Annotated in this window: 17 protein-coding genes; 16 read left to right on the forward strand and 1 reads right to left on the reverse strand. The window is 54.7% G+C overall.

Going from position 1 to position 16,578, the window contains the following annotated elements:
- Both Q7T06_RS08115 and rlmD read left to right on the forward strand, forming a co-directional pair.
- Nucleotides 1–108 (forward strand): sigma factor-like helix-turn-helix DNA-binding protein (locus Q7T06_RS08115; protein ID WP_304783227.1); only part of this gene is annotated, 108 nt, incomplete at its 5' end.
- Between the two features lie 133 nt (nt 109–241).
- Nucleotides 242–1,615 carry a 23S rRNA (uracil(1939)-C(5))-methyltransferase RlmD gene (gene rlmD / locus Q7T06_RS08120; RefSeq protein WP_304783178.1) on the forward strand — a complete coding sequence of 458 codons (1,374 nt, stop codon included), beginning with the start codon at nt 242–244 and terminating at the stop codon, nt 1,613–1,615.
- 65 nt (nt 1,616–1,680) lie between these two features.
- On the opposite strand, the gene Q7T06_RS08125 is transcribed toward rlmD, so the two are convergent.
- Nucleotides 1,681–2,370, reverse strand: a complete 690-nt coding sequence (locus tag Q7T06_RS08125; RefSeq protein WP_304783181.1) for a Bax inhibitor-1/YccA family protein — start codon at nt 2,368–2,370, stop codon at nt 1,681–1,683.
- Nucleotides 2,371–2,577: 207 nt separating this feature from the next.
- Between Q7T06_RS08125 and ndk the strand changes: the two genes are divergently transcribed.
- From ndk to Q7T06_RS08195, 14 genes are all read left to right on the forward strand, one after another.
- Nucleotides 2,578–3,003 carry a nucleoside-diphosphate kinase gene (gene ndk, locus Q7T06_RS08130; protein WP_304783184.1) on the forward strand — a complete coding sequence of 142 codons (426 nt, stop codon included), beginning with the start codon at nt 2,578–2,580 and terminating at the stop codon, nt 3,001–3,003.
- Between the two features lie 70 nt (nt 3,004–3,073).
- The gene (rlmN, locus tag Q7T06_RS08135) at nt 3,074–4,243 is read left to right on the forward strand and encodes a 23S rRNA (adenine(2503)-C(2))-methyltransferase RlmN (protein WP_304783188.1); all 1,170 of its coding nucleotides are present in this window, start codon (nt 3,074–3,076) and stop codon (nt 4,241–4,243) included.
- Nucleotides 4,243–5,043: a type IV pilus biogenesis/stability protein PilW gene (pilW, locus tag Q7T06_RS08140; RefSeq protein ID WP_304783230.1), complete on the forward strand. Its 801-nt coding sequence runs from the start codon at nt 4,243–4,245 to the stop codon at nt 5,041–5,043. The genes rlmN and pilW overlap by 1 nt, the downstream gene beginning before the upstream one ends.
- Nucleotides 5,036–6,115 (forward strand): RodZ domain-containing protein, encoded by a 1,080-nt coding sequence (locus Q7T06_RS08145; protein ID WP_304783190.1) that lies wholly within the window; start codon nt 5,036–5,038, stop codon nt 6,113–6,115. Before pilW ends, Q7T06_RS08145 begins: the two co-directional genes overlap by 8 nt.
- A 7-nt stretch (nt 6,116–6,122) precedes the next feature.
- Complete coding sequence (ispG, locus tag Q7T06_RS08150; protein ID WP_304783193.1) at nt 6,123–7,391, forward strand: flavodoxin-dependent (E)-4-hydroxy-3-methylbut-2-enyl-diphosphate synthase; 1,269 nt, start codon at nt 6,123–6,125, stop codon at nt 7,389–7,391.
- A gap of 62 nt (nt 7,392–7,453) precedes the next feature.
- A complete protein-coding gene (gene hisS / locus Q7T06_RS08155) occupies nt 7,454–8,800 on the forward strand; it encodes a histidine--tRNA ligase (protein WP_304783196.1) in 1,347 nt (448 codons plus the stop codon).
- 23 nt (nt 8,801–8,823) lie between these two features.
- Nucleotides 8,824–9,474 carry a tetratricopeptide repeat protein gene (locus tag Q7T06_RS08160; protein ID WP_304783199.1) on the forward strand — a complete coding sequence of 217 codons (651 nt, stop codon included), beginning with the start codon at nt 8,824–8,826 and terminating at the stop codon, nt 9,472–9,474.
- Between the two features lie 40 nt (nt 9,475–9,514).
- The gene (bamB, locus tag Q7T06_RS08165; protein ID WP_304783202.1) at nt 9,515–10,684 is read left to right on the forward strand and encodes an outer membrane protein assembly factor BamB; all 1,170 of its coding nucleotides are present in this window, start codon (nt 9,515–9,517) and stop codon (nt 10,682–10,684) included.
- Between the two features lie 9 nt (nt 10,685–10,693).
- Nucleotides 10,694–12,037: a ribosome biogenesis GTPase Der gene (der, locus tag Q7T06_RS08170; RefSeq protein ID WP_304783205.1), complete on the forward strand. Its 1,344-nt coding sequence runs from the start codon at nt 10,694–10,696 to the stop codon at nt 12,035–12,037.
- Between the two features lie 108 nt (nt 12,038–12,145).
- A complete protein-coding gene (hfq, locus tag Q7T06_RS08175; protein ID WP_012079975.1) occupies nt 12,146–12,382 on the forward strand; it encodes an RNA chaperone Hfq in 237 nt (78 codons plus the stop codon).
- Between the two features lie 35 nt (nt 12,383–12,417).
- Nucleotides 12,418–13,536, forward strand: a complete 1,119-nt coding sequence (gene hflX / locus Q7T06_RS08180) for a GTPase HflX (RefSeq protein WP_304783213.1) — start codon at nt 12,418–12,420, stop codon at nt 13,534–13,536.
- A gap of 51 nt (nt 13,537–13,587) precedes the next feature.
- A complete protein-coding gene (gene hflK, locus Q7T06_RS08185) occupies nt 13,588–14,880 on the forward strand; it encodes an FtsH protease activity modulator HflK (RefSeq protein ID WP_304783218.1) in 1,293 nt (430 codons plus the stop codon).
- On the forward strand, nt 14,880–15,767 hold the full coding sequence (gene hflC, locus Q7T06_RS08190; protein ID WP_304783221.1) for a protease modulator HflC: 888 nt from the start codon (nt 14,880–14,882) through the stop codon (nt 15,765–15,767). Before hflK ends, hflC begins: the two co-directional genes overlap by 1 nt.
- Nucleotides 15,768–15,949: 182 nt before the next feature.
- Nucleotides 15,950–16,578 (forward strand): ATP phosphoribosyltransferase regulatory subunit (locus Q7T06_RS08195; protein ID WP_304783224.1); only part of this gene is annotated, 629 nt, incomplete at its 3' end.

Consider the following 16,578-nt stretch of genomic DNA (forward strand, 5'->3'; position numbering starts at 1 on the left):
GAAATGCATGTCACGCGTGAGCGGGTGCGACAAATTCAGCAGGAAGCCCTGGTCAAGCTGAAACGCTCGCTGAGCAAAACCGGCGTGAGCAAAGATTCATTGCTGTAGCAGACATTGCGCGCTGCCTGTCTTCCGACGCTCGATGCAAGTGCTGCAATTTGCTATCATCCGTTTTTTTCCACGTTTGTCCTTTTTCTTTAACGCAAGCCGATGTCAGGCTTGATCATCTGATTCAATCCCTATGCAGCAAACTATCATCGATATCGTATCCCTCGACATGGAAGCGCGGGGCGTCGGCCATCTGCACAATGAAGACGGCACGCAGGGCAAAGTCATTTTTGTCGAAGGCGCCTTGCCGAAAGAGCGCGTCAGCTTCGTTTCCTTTCGCAAGAAAGCCAAATGGGAAGCGGCGCACCTGACGGCTGTGTACAAGGAATCCTCTTTGCGCGTGAAGCCGAAATGCGCTTACTTCGGCATCTGCGGCGGTTGCTCTATGCAGCATCTGGAACCGACCGCGCAAGTCGCAATGAAGCAACGCATCCTAGAAGACAACCTGAAACACATAGGCAAGGTCAAGCCGGAAACCATGTTGCGGCCGATACACGGGCCGACCTGGGGTTATCGCTACCGCGCGCGCATATCGGTGCGCAATGTGCCAAAAAAAGGCGGCGTGCTGGTCGGTTTCCATGAAAAAAAATCGTCCTTCATTACCGATATGAAAACCTGCGAGGTATTGCCGGCGCATGTATCTGCAATGCTGGTGCCTTTGCGTCACCTGATCGCATCGCTGTCGATCATCGATCACCTGCCGCAAATCGAACTGGCAATCGGGCAGGGTGAAGACGTCAAAATTACCGCCATGGTCTTGCGCATCATGGCGCCGTTATCGGCCGACGATGAAGTCAAGCTCAAGGCCTTTGCCGATCAATACCAGGTCCAGTGGTGGCTGCAAACCAGCGGGCCGGATAGTGCTTACCAGTTCTATCCAACGGACAGCAATTTGCACTATGCGCTGCCGGAATTCGGCGTGAAGATGCCGTTCAAGCCTACCGATTTCACGCAAGTGAATCATCAAATCAACCGGGTTCTGGTCGCACGTGCATTGCGTTTGCTGGATGCGCAGGCGACGGATCGCATTGCAGACCTGTTTTGCGGACTGGGCAACTTCACGCTGCCGATTGCGACGCAGGCGCAGGAAGTTGTCGGCATCGAGGGCAGTGCCACGCTGACCGAAAGGGCGCTGGAAAATGCCAGGGTCAATGGGCTGGCCGGGAAAACCTCGTTTTATTCGCGCAATCTGTTTGAGGCAAAAACGGATGATTTCATTGAATTGGGAAAATTCGACCGCTTGCTGATTGATCCGCCGCGCGACGGTGCATTGGCGGTATGCGAAGCCCTGGTCGGTCTTGCCGCCGTGCGACCAGAGATGCTGCCGCGTCGCATCGTCTATGTTTCATGCAACCCCTCGACCCTGGCGCGCGATGCGGCGGTGCTGGTCAATGATGGGCCGTATGTCCTGAAGCAGGCGGGTGTGATCAATATGTTTCCGCATACCTCGCACGTCGAATCGATGGCGGTGTTTGACTTGCGTGTAGCGGATAATCCGGCGCCCTGACCGTGTGCCTGCAGCATGAAAAAAGCCGACTCGAAAGTCGGCTTTTTTGTATTGCAGGATCAGTATCAGTCGCGTTCGCCGCCGAAAATGCCCAGCAACGATAACAAATTGGCAAAAATGTTATAGACGCTCAAATAGATGCTCAGTGTGGCAGTGACATAATTGGTTTCGCCGCCATTGATGATGCGCTGCACATCATAAAGTATGAATGCGGAGAAAATGCCGATCGCAACGACCGAAATCGTCAACTGCAGTGCCGGCAATTGCAGCCAGATATTGGCGATGGAAGCGACTATGATGACCAGCAAGCCGATGAACAGCCATTTGCCTATGCCTGAAAAATCGCGCTTGGAAACGGTGGCGATTGTTGCCATCACGCCAAGTATCGCTGCGGTGCCGCCAAAAGCCATCATGATCAGCGTGCCACCATTTGAAAAACCCAGGGTGTGACTAATCAGGCGCGACAGCATCAAGCCCATGAAAAACGTGAAACCCAGCAGGAGGGCGACGCCCAGGCCGGAGTTCTTGGTTTTTTCGATCGCATAAAAGAAGCCGAAGGCGATCGCCAGGAAGACGATCATGCCGACAAAGGGGCTGGCAGGAAAGAATGCAAATTGGAATTGCACGCCCAGCCATGCGCCCAACACCGTAGGAATCATCGATAGCGCAAGCAGCCAGTAGGTGTTGCGCAAAACACGATGTCTGGTAGATGTAACGTCGAATGTGGACCCGTAGGTCTGTTGCAGGTTGCTCATGGTTTCTCCAGTTTGTTATCAAGTTCGCGTTGTTGCCAAGCAGGTTCTTGACACGCTCATAGTATAAACGCTTCTGTTCTTAACGCTATCTTCACACAAAAACCAGTGTTTGTGCTCGAAGTGTAGAGCCTTTCGTGATAGAATTAAAGGTTAGTTGAATTATCATAATTTCGTCTTAACCCTTTCTTTTTATTGGAGTTTTTTCAGATGGCAATCGAACGCACACTGTCGATTATTAAACCGGACGCAGTCGCTAAAAACGTAATCGGCCAGATCTATTCCCGTTTCGAAGGCGCTGGCTTGAAAATCATCGCTGCCCGCATGATGCATTTGTCGCGTGCTGAAGCCGAAGGTTTCTACGCTGTACACAGCGCACGTCCATTTTTCAAGGACTTGGTCGATTTCATGATCTCCGGTCCTGTTATCGTGCAAGCACTGGAAGGCGAAAACGCGATTGCCAAGCATCGCGACCTGATGGGCGCAACCGATCCGAAGAAAGCTGAAAAAGGTACGATACGTGCTGATTTCGCCGATTCTATCGATGCCAATGCAGTACACGGTTCCGATGCAGAAGAAACAGCGAAAGTTGAAATCGCTTATTTCTTCCCTGCATTGAACGTTTACTCGCGTTAATCGCGTTAATGTTGAATCGCCGCTCCTTGCAGGGCATGTTTGCCTGTGACGGGCGGTTTGAAATGGATTTATGACGACTCTCACCAATCTGCTGGACCTGGATCCTGCACAGCTCATCGCTTATTGCGGCGAGCTGGGTGAGAAGCCGTTCCGCGCCAAGCAATTGCAGCGCTGGATACACCAATTCGGCGCCAGTGATTTTGATGCGATGACCGACCTGGCCAAGTCGCTGCGCGACAAGCTGGCTACGCGCGCGATGATTGCCGCACCCGCTGTGATCTCGGATCACACCTCTTCCGATGGTACGCGCAAGTGGCTCATCGATGTGGGGCAGGGCAATGCAGTCGAGACTGTTTTTATCCCGGAAGAAAACCGCGGCACCTTGTGCATTTCGACACAGGCTGGCTGTGCGGTGAATTGCCGTTTCTGTTCGACCGGCAAGCAAGGCTTTAACCGGAATCTGTCGGTTGGCGAAATTATAGGCCAGCTGTGGATGGCTGAATTTGAATTGCGCAGGACCAAGGGCATAGAACCCGGCCCGAAGGGCGAGCGCCAGATCACCAATGTGGTGATGATGGGCATGGGCGAGCCTTTGCTGAATTACGAACCTACCGTTACTGCGCTCAAGCTGATGCTCGACGATAATGCGTATGGCTTGTCGCGCCGCCGCGTGACGCTGTCGACCAGCGGCGTGGTGCCGATGATAGACAAGCTGTCGCAGGATTGCCCGGTTGCGCTGGCGGTATCGCTGCATGCATCCAACGATGCGTTGCGCGATGGCCTGGTACCCTTGAACAAGAAATATCCATTGAAGGAATTGATGGCGGCGTGCAAGCGCTATCTGGAATTTGCGCCGCGCGATTTCGTGACCTTCGAATATTGCATGCTTGATGGCGTCAACGACAGCGACCAGCATGCGCGCGAACTGGTTGCGCTGGTGCAGAATGGCGCTGCTTCGGTGCCATGCAAATTCAACTTGATCCCGTTCAATCCTTTCCCCGAGTCAGGTTTGACGCGCTCGAACAATCCACGCATCAAGGCGTTCGCGCAAGTATTGATGGATGCCGGTATCGTCACGACGATACGCAAGACGCGCGGCGATGATATCGATGCCGCCTGCGGTCAGTTGGCGGGCGAAGTGCGGGACCGTACGCGGGTGCAGGACCGTATGAAAAAAATGGCCGAGTATCAGGAGAAATTTGGCAAGAATTTTGGACGTATTGTGGAGATTTCATCTTGATGACAGCGCGCCGATTTACCTGCCTGGGAGTTTCCCTCTTGTCTGTCGTCCTGCTGGCGGGGTGCGCATCCGGCAACTACGCGGCCAGGCAGGAGAATGAGCTTGCGACCAGTTTCGACAAGACCGATAACCAGAAGCGTGCGCGCATCCGCCTGCAGCTGGCCATAGGCTATTACCAGCAAGGGCAGATGAATATCGCTCTGGATGAAATCAAGCTGGCATTGCAAACCGACTCGGACTTTGCCGATGCCTACAGCATGGCGGGATTGATTTACATGGATCTGGGCGAGACCCGGCTGGCGGAAGATAATTTTTCACGCGCCATCAGACTGGCGCCTAACGATCCGGATTTGAGCAACAACTATGGCTGGTTCCTGTGCCAGAACGGGCGCGCCCAGCAATCGATCGCCTATTTTGAGTCGGCCCTGCGCAACAAGGCATATCAGTCGCCGGCCAAGGCTTTGAATAATGCGGGTACCTGCAGCGTGATCCTGAAGGATACGGTAGCGGCGGAGCGTTATTTCAATGAAGCCTTCCGCACCGATCCATCCAATCCGACGACCAGTACCAATCTGGCGCGTATCAATTACGAGCGCGGTGATCTTGAGCGTGCGCGCTTTTACATCACGCGCGTAACGAAAGCCGATGTGCTGAGCGCGGAAGTACTGTGGCTGGCAGTCAAGATAGAACGCAAGATGGGCGACCGTGCGGCAGAAAGCAGTTTTGCGACCCAATTGCGCCGCCGTCACCCGAACTCGACTGAATTTGCGGCTTACCAGCGTGGAGCCTTTAATGAGTGATCAAATGCTAGAGAACCAGCCTATAGATGCTGTGCCTGCCGAACAAGTGCAGGCAGTTGAAACTGAAGCCGCAGCACCTGAAACTGCAGCGGCTGAAACGTTAACGCCGCTGGTGCCGGCAGGAGCACAACTTGCTGCCTTGCGCGAAGAGCGCGGCTGGAGCACGGAGCAGATTGCCAACCAGCTTAATCTTGCCAACCGCCAGATACAGGCGCTGGAAGCGGATAATTACGCTGCCTTGCCAGGTATGGTGATCGTGCGCGGCTTTATCCGTTCCTATGCAAAAGTATTGAAGGTCGATCCGGCGCCGATACTGGCGGCGATTGTTGATGGTCCGGCGGCGCCCAGCGTCTTGCCGCCGGAGCGCAGCCCTTTGTCTGCTTCGTTTTCCGAAGCAAAGCTGTCGGCTTCCACTTCGCGCAGATTTTCATTCAAGGTCATGGTTGGGGTGGCGGTGCTGGCAGCGCTGGGCTTGCTGATATTCGGCGGGCAGCGCATGGGCTGGATACCAGTAACGCCTGCGTCAGGGCCTTCCGGGATTGAAGAAAAATTGACACTGGCCGAGCCGGCCGAAATTCAGTCGGCTGCAGTCATCGAAACAGTCGAAGCGCGGCCGGAAACGGTAGAAACAAGCTTGCCTATGAAAGACCTGAGCCTGCCGGTATCTGCAGCGAAACCACCGGCAGCAGCAGCGGTGCCTGTGCTTGAATCGAAACCGTCGGCGCCTGTTGCGCCTGTAATTGCAGCGCAGCCATTGGCCGTAGCACAACCGGCACCTGCGCCTGTAGCTGTACCGGCTGGCAAGGTAGTCGCAGCGGCTGCTCCAGTCGATAGTAAAAATGCGCTGGCGATAAAGGCGCGGCAAGATTCGTGGGTGGAAATCAGGCGCGCTGACGACACGGTTCTCTTTTCCCGCTTGCTGAAAGCCGGTTCCGCTGAAGTCATAGGAATCAATGAGCCCGTATCCATCGTCATCGGCAATGCCGCCGGTGTAGATATGACGCTGCGTGGCGCGCCGGTGGATGTTGTCGCCGGCAATACCAGCAATGTTGCCCGTCTGAATTTGAAATAGATTGCGTATGTCGTCATCCGATCCGATAGCCTCAGGCCCTTTATCGCGGCGTAAAAGCCGCATTGCTGTTGTCAGCTATGGCGGCCGCGAAGTCCGCATAGGCGGCGATGCGCCAGTCGTCGTGCAATCGATGACCAATACCGATACTGCCGACGTGATAGGCACTGCGATACAGATCAAGGAACTGGCGCGTGCCGGTTCGGAAATGGTGCGCATCACGGTCAATACGCCGGAAGCTGCAGCGGCAGTGCCGGCGATTTGCGAACAGCTGGACAAGATGGATATCGTGGTGCCGCTGGTGGGCGACTTCCATTACAACGGCCATACCTTGCTGAACGATTTTCCTGATTGCGCAAAGGCGCTGGCGAAATACCGTATCAATCCGGGCAATGTAGGCAAAGGCAACAAGCGCGATACGCAATTCGCGCAAATGATAGAAGCGGCTTGCCGCTACGATAAACCGGTGCGCATAGGCGTGAACTGGGGCAGTCTGGATCAGGCCTTGCTGGCGCGTATCATGGATGAAAACGCGGCAAGAGCAAATCCGTGGACGGCACAGGCGGTGATGTATGAAGCGCTGGTGACTTCGGCAATTGAAAATGCGATGCGCGCCGAAGAAGTCGGTTTGGCCGGCGACCGCATCATTCTGTCGTGCAAGGTTTCCGGCGTACAGGATTTGATCGCCGTGTACCGCGAACTGGCGCGGCGTTGCGATTACCCGCTGCATCTGGGCTTGACGGAAGCCGGCATGGGCAGCAAGGGCATTGTGGCCTCGACCGCTGCATTGTCGGTCTTGCTGCAGGAAGGCATAGGCGACACGATACGTATTTCGCTGACGCCAGAGCCGGGCGGCGACCGCACCAGGGAAGTCATCGTTGGACAAGAGATATTGCAGACCATGGGTTTGCGCAAATTTACGCCTATGGTGATTGCGTGCCCGGGTTGCGGTCGCACTACTTCCACGGTATTTCAGGAGTTGGCAGACGGGATACAAACCTTTTTGCGCGACCAGATGCCGGTGTGGAAGAAGCAGTATCCAGGTGTCGAGGCAATGAATGTCGCCGTGATGGGTTGCATCGTCAATGGGCCGGGTGAGTCCAAACATGCCAATATCGGCATCAGCCTGCCAGGCACGGGCGAGTCGCCGGCGGCACCGGTATTTGTCGATGGCGAAAAAACCGTCACGCTGCGCGGCGAGAACATAGCCGCAGAATTTCATGCCATCGTGCTGGATTACGTCAAGAGTCATTACGGTAAAGAAAACAGCGTTGCTTGAATAAAATCAGTCGCATCAAATACATTGCATCAAACAAGTTAAAGATAAGTTTTTAAAAATAAATGTCAGATACCAAGAAAACAGAAAAAATCGTCGGTGTGAAGGGGATGAATGACATCCTGCCTGCCGATGCGCCCTTGTGGGAATTATTTGAAAACACGGTACATACCGTGTTGAAAAGCTACGGTTTCCAGCAAATCCGCACGCCTATCGTCGAGCCGACTGCGCTGTTTGCGCGCGGTCTGGGCGCCGTTACCGATATCGTTGAAAAGGAAATGTATTCCTTTACCGATTCCATGAATGGCGACCAACTCACGCTGCGTCCGGAAAGTACGGCCGGCGTCGTGCGCGCCGCACTGGAACACAATCTGACTTACGACGGTCCGAAACGCCTCTGGTATTCAGGTCCCATGTTCCGTCATGAAAGACCGCAGCGCGGGCGCTATCGCCAGTTCCATCAAATCGGCGCGGAAGCGATCGGTTTTTCCGGTCCTGATATCGATGCCGAGCTGATCATGATGTGCCAGCGCCTGTGGGACGATCTGGGGTTGCAGGACGTGCGGCTGGAATTGAATTCGATCGGCGATGCAGCCGAACGCAACAAGCACCGGGCAGATCTGATTGCGTACTTTGAACAGAACGCAGCCTTGCTGGATGCCGAAGCGCAAAAACGCCTGCATACGAACCCGCTGCGCATACTTGATACAAAAAATCCGGCGATGCAGGAGATGGTCAATGCGGCGCCCAAGCTGCTCGATTATCTGGGTGAAGAATCGCGTGCGCATTTTGAAGGCGTGCAAAAAATATTGAATCACAATGCGATTCCATTCACGATCAATCCGCGTCTGGTGCGCGGCATGGATTACTACAATCGCACCGTGTTCGAATGGGTGACCGATCAGCTGGGCGCGCAAGGCACGGTATGCGGCGGCGGCCGTTATGATCCGCTGGTCGAAATGTTCGGCGGCAAGCCGACGCCGGCCTGCGGTTTCGCGATGGGCGTGGAACGCCTGCTCGAATTGATGAAGGCCAGCGGCGAACAGTTCACGCCGAATCAGTGCGACGTCTACATCGTGCATCAAGGCGAGCCGGCGCAATTGCAGGCATCCGTGGTTGCCGAGCGCTTGCGCGACGCCGGCCTGGATGTGGTTTTGCACTGCTCAGCGTCTGCCGGCATCGGCAGCTTCAAGTCGCAGATGAAACGCGCCGACCATAGCGGCGCTGCCTATGCGGTGATTATCGGCGAGGATGAAATTGCACAAGGTGCAGCAGTTGTTAAGGAAATGCGCGATGCAGAAGGCAAGCAGTCGAATGTTGTGTTCGAAGGCATAGCCGATTATCTGGTCGACCAAATTGTCGGCGCCGATCATGACCACGATCACGCCGATCACGTTCATTACCACCATTAATTCACCACTAATAGCTAACCATCATGGCATACGATCTCGAAGAGCAGGAACAACTGGCCAGTCTCAAATCCTGGTGGAATCAATACGGCAACCTCGTCACCTGGTTGCTGATTGTTGTGCTGGCAGCCTATGCAGCATGGGCAGGCTGGGGCTATTACCAGCGCAATCAGGCGGCCCAGGCCGGGCAATTGTATGAAGAGTTGCAAAAAGCCGTTGCTGCGCAAGACAAGGAAAAAGTGCAACGTGCCGCGACCGACATGGAAGACAAGTTTCCCCGCACCGCTTATGCGCAAATGAGTGCATTGGCTGCGGCCAAATCTGCATTCGATGCGAGTGACCTGAAAACGGCCAAGGCGCAGTTGCAATGGGTCATGGAAAAAGGTGCGAGCGATGAATACAAGGCGATCGCGAAAATACGTCTGGCCGGTATCTTGCTGGATGAAAAAGCCTACGATGAAGGCTTGAAAGCATTGTCAGGCGATTTTCCTGCACAGTTTTCCAGCATCGCCGATGACCGCAAGGGCGATATATTGATGGCACAAAACAAGGTGGATGAAGCGCGCATTGCCTATCAGGCGGCACTGGAAAAAACAGATGTGAAAAATCCGGGACGCCAGCTCATCCAGATCAAACTGGACGCCATAGGCGGTGCCGTTGCGAAAAAAGCGGCATAAAAACTGCACAAACGGCTGCACCAACGCTTAAAGGAAAAAGATGCGCGTCACATTCAATATCACATTAAGAATTCTGGGTGCCGGATTGCTGGTCTTGACGACCGGTTGTTCTTTCATGTCCTCGCTCAATCCGTTTGCCAGCAAGCCATCGACACGCAACCAGCCTGCGGCTCTCGTTGAAATCAAGCCGACTGCCAGCGTGCGCACGGTATGGTCGGAAAGAGTCGGCAAGGCAGACAAGTATGTGTTCACGCCAGCCTTGGTTGGAAACAGTCTGTTTACTGCCGCCGCAGATGGCACGCTTACCCGCCTGGATGCGACGACCGGACGTTCCGCATGGAGCATCAATGCCGGCACGCAGCTGACAGCCGGCGTTGGCAGTGATGGGCAGACCGTCGTGGTGGCGGGTGAAAAAGGTGTCGTACTGGCATTTGACGGTCAAGGAAAATTGCGCTGGAAGGCGCAGGCCAGCAGTGAAGTATTGTCGACGCCAGCAGTAGGCCAGGATGTCGTCATTGTGCGCAGCCTGGATAATCGCGTCATTGCCTTTGATGCCGAAACCGGTGCGCGCAAGTGGTTTGTGCAGCGTACTGCGCCATCATTGACTTTGCGTACTTCGCCTGGCATCACGATTGCGAATTCGCATGCCTACATAGGATTGGCTGGCGGCCGCTTGCTGGCGCTGACGCTGAACAATGGTGCGCCGCGCTGGGAAGTGGCAGTTGGCGATCCACGCGGCACCACGGAACTCGAGCGCATTGCCGATATTTCCGGTTCGCCAGTGGTATCCGGTCGTGATGTATGCGCGGTCGCCTATCAGGGCCGTGTTGCCTGTTTTGATGCAATCAGCGCCACGCCACGCTGGGCAAAAACCCTGTCCAGTGATGTCGGCGTTGCAGTCGATGAACGTTTTGTCTACGCTGCCGACGAACGCGGTGCATTGAATGCATTTACGCGCGATGGCGGCACCAACGCATGGCGCAACACTCAATTGGCGAATCGCCGTTTGTCGACCCCGATCAGCTCCGGCAGTCTGGTGGCAGTCGGTGATTACCAAGGTTTTATCCATTTTTTCTCGAAAGAAAATGGCTCGCTGGCGGCGCGTATCAGCACCGATGGCAGCCCGATTCTTGCCGCACCGGTTATCGCCGGCGCGAATTTTATTTTTCAAACTCAATCAGGAACATTGGTCGCAATCGCGGCTGAGTAAAACAATTAGATGAAGCCGGTTATTGCACTTGTAGGTCGACCTAATGTCGGCAAATCCACGCTATTCAATCGACTCACGAGGTCGCGTGATGCCTTGGTCGCCGATCTTCCGGGCTTGACGCGTGACCGGCACTATGGCGAAGGCCGGGTCGGCGAGCGTCCATTCCTGGTGATCGACACCGGCGGTTTCGAGCCTGTTGCCAAGGAAGGCATCATGCATGAAATGGCCAAGCAGACCAAGCAGGCCGTGGCGGAAGCCGATATCGTGATTTTCATCGTTGACGGCCGTCAGGGCCTGACGCCGCACGATAAGACCATTACGGATTTCCTGCGCAAATCCGGCCGTTCGGTGATGTTGGTCGTCAACAAGGCCGAAGGCATGAAGTACACCACGGTCACGGCCGATTTTTATGAGCTGGGCCTGGGCGATCCCTATGTGATCTCTGCGGCGCATGGCGATGGCGTCAACGACCTGGTCGAAGAAGCGCTGGATCTCGCATTTGCACAACGTCCGCCGGAAGAAGAGTTGCCCGAGTCGAAAGACCGCAGCATCAGGCTGGCGATCGTTGGTCGTCCTAACGTCGGCAAATCGACGCTGGTCAATACCCTGCTGGGCGAAGAGCGCGTGATCGCATTCGATTTGCCGGGCACGACGCGCGATTCGATCGAAATCCCGTTTGAACGCGAAGGCAAGCAGTACACGCTGATCGACACCGCAGGCATACGCCGGCGCGGCAAGGTGTTTGAAGCGATAGAGAAGTTTTCTGTCGTGAAAACTTTGCAATCGATTTCTGAAGCCAATGTAGTACTGTTATTGCTGGATGCGCAGCAGGATATTTCCGAGCAGGATGCGCACATTGCCGGCTTCATACTGGAATCGGGCCGGGCGCTGGTGGTGGGCGTCAATAAATGGGATGGCTTGACCAGCGACAGGCGCGACGAGATCAAGATCGATCTGGAGCGCAAGCTGGGCTTTTTGTCGTTTGCGAAGATGCATTTCATATCGGCGTTGAAATCCAGCGGCATAGGCCCGATGATGAAGTCGGTCGATTCCGCTTATGCTGCCGCGATGACCAATCTGTCCACGCCGAAGCTGACGCGCGCCTTGATCGAGGCGGTCGAACATCAGCAGCCGCGTCGCAAGGGTTCTATCCGCCCTAAATTGCGCTATGCGCATCAGGGCGGGATGAATCCACCTATCGTCATTATCCATGGCAATTCACTGGAGGCGATAGACGCGAACTACAAACGTTTTCTGGAAAAACATTTCCGCGAAACTTTTTCACTGGTTGGGACTCCATTACGTATCGAGTTCCGTTCGGGTAAGAACCCTTTCAGCAGGTCGGAACAATAAACCGTCCTGTCTGAAAAGCGGGTATCGAGTACATACGCACTGCGAGAGGCACTTGAAATAAAGCAAGATGCCTCAACCTCCTAATCACAACAACACAATGGAGCTTTCATGACCAACAAAGGGCAACTGTTACAAGACCCATTCCTCAACGCCTTGCGCAAAGAGCACGTTCCCGTTTCGATTTATCTCGTCAATGGCATCAAGCTCCAGGGCCATATTGAATCGTTTGATCAATACGTCGTTTTACTGCGTAACACCGTCACCCAGATGGTCTACAAACACGCTATTTCCACCGTTGTTCCGGCACGTGCCGTGAACCTGAGCCTTGAATCAGAAGCTGAATAAGTTTCGCGCAATCCAGTTACTGGCGCAGGTCTGATATGCGCGCAGTGCTGGTCGGCGTTGATTTTGGCAAAGGCGATTTCGCCGCAAGCCTGGAAGAACTTACCCTTCTTTCCAGATCGGCGGGGGCTGAGCCTATCATGACGATTACCGGCAAGCGTGCCAGTCCGGACGCTGCCTTGTTCGTCGGGTCCGGCAAGGCCAATGAAATTGCTGATGCGGTCGTCGACCATGAAATCGATATCGTCATTTTCAATCACGCCCTATCGCCTGCCCAGCAGCGTAATCTTGAGCGTCATCTGAAGGTGCGGGTGGTGGACAGGACCAGCCTGATACTGGATATCTTTGCGCAACGCGCGCAAAGCCATGAAGGCAAGGTACAGGTCGAGTTGGCGCAATTGCAACATTTGTCTACGCGCCTGATACGCGGCTGGACCCATCTGGAACGCCAGAAGGGCGGTATAGGTTTGCGCGGTCCGGGCGAGACGCAGCTGGAGACGGATAGGCGCTTGCTGGGCGATCGCGTCAAGGCCTTGCGCGCCAGACTCGAGAAATTGCACAAGCAGCGGGTTACCCAGCGCCGGGCCCGCGGCCGCAACAATGCGTTTTCTGTTTCGCTGGTTGGTTATACCAATGCCGGTAAATCGACGCTGTTCAATGCGCTGACCAAGTCCAGGATGCTGGCGGCGGATCAATTGTTTGCAACCCTGGATACGACTTCGCGCCGGATTTATCTGGGTGAGGCGGGCAATGTGGTGATTTCGGATACGGTTGGTTTCATACGGGAATTGCCGCATCAACTGGTTGCCGCATTTCGTGCCACACTGGAAGAAACCATACACGCTGATTTATTGCTGCATGTAGTCGACGGCGCGAGCCCGGTGCGCATGGAACAGATAGAACAGGTGAATATGGTTTTGCGCGAAATCGGCGCCGATCATATTCCCCAGATTCTGGTTTGGAACAAGATTGACGCTGCAGGGCTGGAACCTGCTGTCGAGCGTGATGAATATGATAAAATTCGGCGTGTTTTTATTAGTGCCCAGACTGGAAGCGGATTGGATCTATTGCGTGCAGCAATAGCCGAATGTGCGAAACAGCGCGCCGCTGGACTTGAAGATGGATCGCTTGCCGTATCTGACGACGCCAGGGTATAAAAATTGACCTGGCATTCCACCCAATTATTTTTCAGCCCGGACCGCAAAAGAATGCTTGTTTCCCTACTTAAAAAATTTGGTTTGAAATTTTCGCTCAACGACCCTAGCTGGGGCCGTGGCTCGGACGACAATAAAAAACCGGATGGCAAGAGACCCAATGACGGCCCGCCGGACCTGGATCAGCTTTGGCGTGATTTCAATCAGCGCCTGAGCAATCTCTTCAACAATAAAAAAACCGGCGGTGGCGGTAACGGCGGCGATTCCGGCGGCAGCGGTTTTGCCCCGGACATGCGCAGCGCCGGCATCGGCGCGGCTGTAATTGCTGCGATCGTCGCATTCCTGTGGCTGGTCAGTGGCTTCTTCATCGTGCAGGAAGGCCAGACCGGCGTGGTCCTCACGTTTGGCAAATACAGTCACATGACGCCTGCCGGTTTCAACTGGCGCTGGCCGACACCTATCCAAAGCCACGAAATCGTGAATGTTTCGCAAGTTCGCACAGTTGAAGTGGGTTACCGCGGCAACGTCAAGAACAAGCAGAAGCAGGAATCGCTGATGCTGACTGAAGATGAAAACATCATCGATATCCAGTTTGCCGTCCAGTACACCCTGAAAAATGCGTCGGATTGGGTGTTCAACAATCGCGAGCAGGGCGAGATGGTCAAGCAGGTAGCCGAAACGGCGATACGCGAAGTCGTCGGCCGCAACAAGATGGATTTCGTGCTGTATGAAGGGCGCGAAAAAATTGCGTTTGACACCAGCCAGTTGATGCAGCAAATCGTGGATCGCTACAAGACCGGCGTGCAGATCACCAACGTGACGATGCAGGGCGTGCAACCGCCGGAACAGGTGCAAGCCTCGTTCGATGACGCGGTCAAGGCAGGCCAGGATCGCGAACGGCAAAAAAATGAAGGCCAGGCCTACGCCAACGATGTGATCCCGCGTGCGCGTGGTGCAGCATCGCGCCTGATGCAGGAGTCAGAGGCTTATCGCTCCAGCGTGACTGCGAATGCGCAAGGTGAGGCATCGCGTTTCAAGCAAGTGCTGGTGGAGTATCAAAAGGCGCCGGCAGTGACGCGGGACCGCATGTATCTGGATACGATGCAGAAAATTTTCTCAAGCACGACCAAAGTCATGGTTGATGCCAAGGGCAACAACAATCTGATCTATCTGCCGCTGGATAAACTCATTTCCCAGACTGCACCAGCCACGCCGGCCGGTACCGTGGCCCAGCCTGCTGCTGTCACGCCAACCCTGCCAGCTGATTCAGTCGCATTGGAGACGCAATTGCAACAGGATTCCCGTACCCGCGATAGCCGCACATCCCGTGATCGGGAGGCTCGATAATGAATCGCCTTATTTCTTATGTAATCGCGCTGGCGATAGTCGCTATCGTCGCGTTTTCAACCATGTTCGTCGTCGATCAACGCCAGTATGCGATCGTATTTGCACTGGGTGAAGTCAAGGCAGTCATCAAGGAACCTGGCCTGCATTTCAAATTGCCGCCGCCGTTTCAAAATGTCGTCTTTCTGGACAAACGCATCCTGACGCTGGATACGCCCGATGCAGACCGTTTCATCACGGCTGAAAAGAAAAACATCCTGGTTGATGCCTTCGTCAAATGGCGTATTGCCGATCCACGCCTTTATTTCGTCAGCTTCAGCGGCGATGAACGCAGTGCGCAAAATCGCATGGCGCAGATCGTCAAGGCATCGCTGAATGAAGAAATCACCAAGCGCACCGTGCGTGAAGTGATCTCGGGTGAGCGCGCCAAGGTCATGGATGGCATACAGAAAAAAGTGACGGATGAAGCCAAGCAGATCGGTGTCGAGATTGTCGATGTACGCTTGAAGCGTGTCGATTATGTCGAAGAAATCAACAATTCTGTCTTTGAGCGGATGAAGTCAGAACGCGTACGCGTGGCCAATGAATTACGTTCGACTGGTGCCGCAGAATCCGAGAAGATCCGCGCCGATGCAGACAGGCAGCGTACCGTGATACTGGCGGAAGCCTATCGCGATGCGGAGCAGATACGCGGTGACGGTGATGCAAAAGCGTCGCAGGTTTATGCGCAGGCGTTTGGTCAAAGCCCGGAGTTTTACAAGTTTTATCGCAGTCTGGAAGCCTATCGTGCCAGTTTCAAGACCCGCAACGATATGCTCGTGATCGACCCCAATTCGGAATTTTTCAAGTACTTCAAGAGTCCGACAGCGGGTGCTGCTGCGAAAAAATAATGCAAGCATGCCGTGAATATGGATGTGCATATTCACGACATGCATTTTCTTTTGGGATTGCACGCTTTAGCTGAGTGAGTACATTTTGGCAGACATGATCCGGTTTCGGATTGTGCGCTGCCGAGCAAGTTGGCGATGAGCCGTGCCCCATTTTCTTTTTCTGACCTATATCGTTCCCCGTCATGCCTATTTGGCTATTGCCTGAAAATATTGCCGATGTTTTGCCGTCTGAAGCGCGCAAGATTGAAGAACTGCGTCGCGTCATCATCGACAACTTCCACCTGTACGGCTACGAGCTCGTCATGCCGCCCATGCTCGAGTATCTGGAGTCGTTGCTGGCCGGCGCCGGACATGACATGGATTTGCGCACCTTCAAGCTGATCGATCAACTGTCGGGCCGTGCCTTGGGAATCCGTGCCGACATGACGACGCAAGTCGCGCGTATCGATGCCCATTTGCTCAATCGCACCTCGGTCACGCGCCTGTGCTATTGCGGCAGCGTCCTGCATACGCGTCCGATAGGCTTGCATGCGACCCGCGAGCCTTTGCAGATAGGTGCGGAAATATACGGTCACGCCGGTCTGGAAGCTGATGCAGAGATTCAGGAACTTGCCCTGGCTTCATTGGCGCTGGCCGGCTTTACTCACGTGCGGCTCGATTTGTGTCACGTCGGCGTATTGCGCGCGCTGATCGAAAGCGATGCAAATGCGCAAAAAGACGAGCGCGCACTGTATACTTCGCTGCGCGCGAAAGATGTTCCGGCGCTGGTAGAAATCACGCTCGCATATGGTGCGGACACCCGCCGTGCTTT

This window comes from Herminiimonas sp. (assembly GCF_030645555.1).
GTDB lineage: Bacteria > Pseudomonadota > Gammaproteobacteria > Burkholderiales > Burkholderiaceae_D > Oxalicibacterium.

Coding starts and splice junctions, on each gene's coding strand:
- rlmN (WP_304783188.1), top strand. CDS start 3,074: ATGACGACTCTCACCAATCTGCTGGACCTGGATCCTGCACAGCTCATC.
- hflK (WP_304783218.1), top strand. CDS start 13,588: ATGCTTGTTTCCCTACTTAAAAAATTTGGTTTGAAATTTTCGCTCAAC.
- ispG (WP_304783193.1), top strand. CDS start 6,123: ATGTCGTCATCCGATCCGATAGCCTCAGGCCCTTTATCGCGGCGTAAA.
- rlmD (WP_304783178.1), top strand. CDS start 242: ATGCAGCAAACTATCATCGATATCGTATCCCTCGACATGGAAGCGCGG.
- Q7T06_RS08160 (WP_304783199.1), top strand. CDS start 8,824: ATGGCATACGATCTCGAAGAGCAGGAACAACTGGCCAGTCTCAAATCC.
- hflX (WP_304783213.1), top strand. CDS start 12,418: ATGCGCGCAGTGCTGGTCGGCGTTGATTTTGGCAAAGGCGATTTCGCC.
- pilW (WP_304783230.1), top strand. CDS start 4,243: ATGACAGCGCGCCGATTTACCTGCCTGGGAGTTTCCCTCTTGTCTGTC.
- hfq (WP_012079975.1), top strand. CDS start 12,146: ATGACCAACAAAGGGCAACTGTTACAAGACCCATTCCTCAACGCCTTG.
- bamB (WP_304783202.1), top strand. CDS start 9,515: ATGCGCGTCACATTCAATATCACATTAAGAATTCTGGGTGCCGGATTG.
- der (WP_304783205.1), top strand. CDS start 10,694: ATGAAGCCGGTTATTGCACTTGTAGGTCGACCTAATGTCGGCAAATCC.
- Q7T06_RS08145 (WP_304783190.1), top strand. CDS start 5,036: ATGAGTGATCAAATGCTAGAGAACCAGCCTATAGATGCTGTGCCTGCC.
- hisS (WP_304783196.1), top strand. CDS start 7,454: ATGTCAGATACCAAGAAAACAGAAAAAATCGTCGGTGTGAAGGGGATG.
- Q7T06_RS08125 (WP_304783181.1), bottom strand. CDS start 2,370: ATGAGCAACCTGCAACAGACCTACGGGTCCACATTCGACGTTACATCT.
- ndk (WP_304783184.1), top strand. CDS start 2,578: ATGGCAATCGAACGCACACTGTCGATTATTAAACCGGACGCAGTCGCT.
- hflC (WP_304783221.1), top strand. CDS start 14,880: ATGAATCGCCTTATTTCTTATGTAATCGCGCTGGCGATAGTCGCTATC.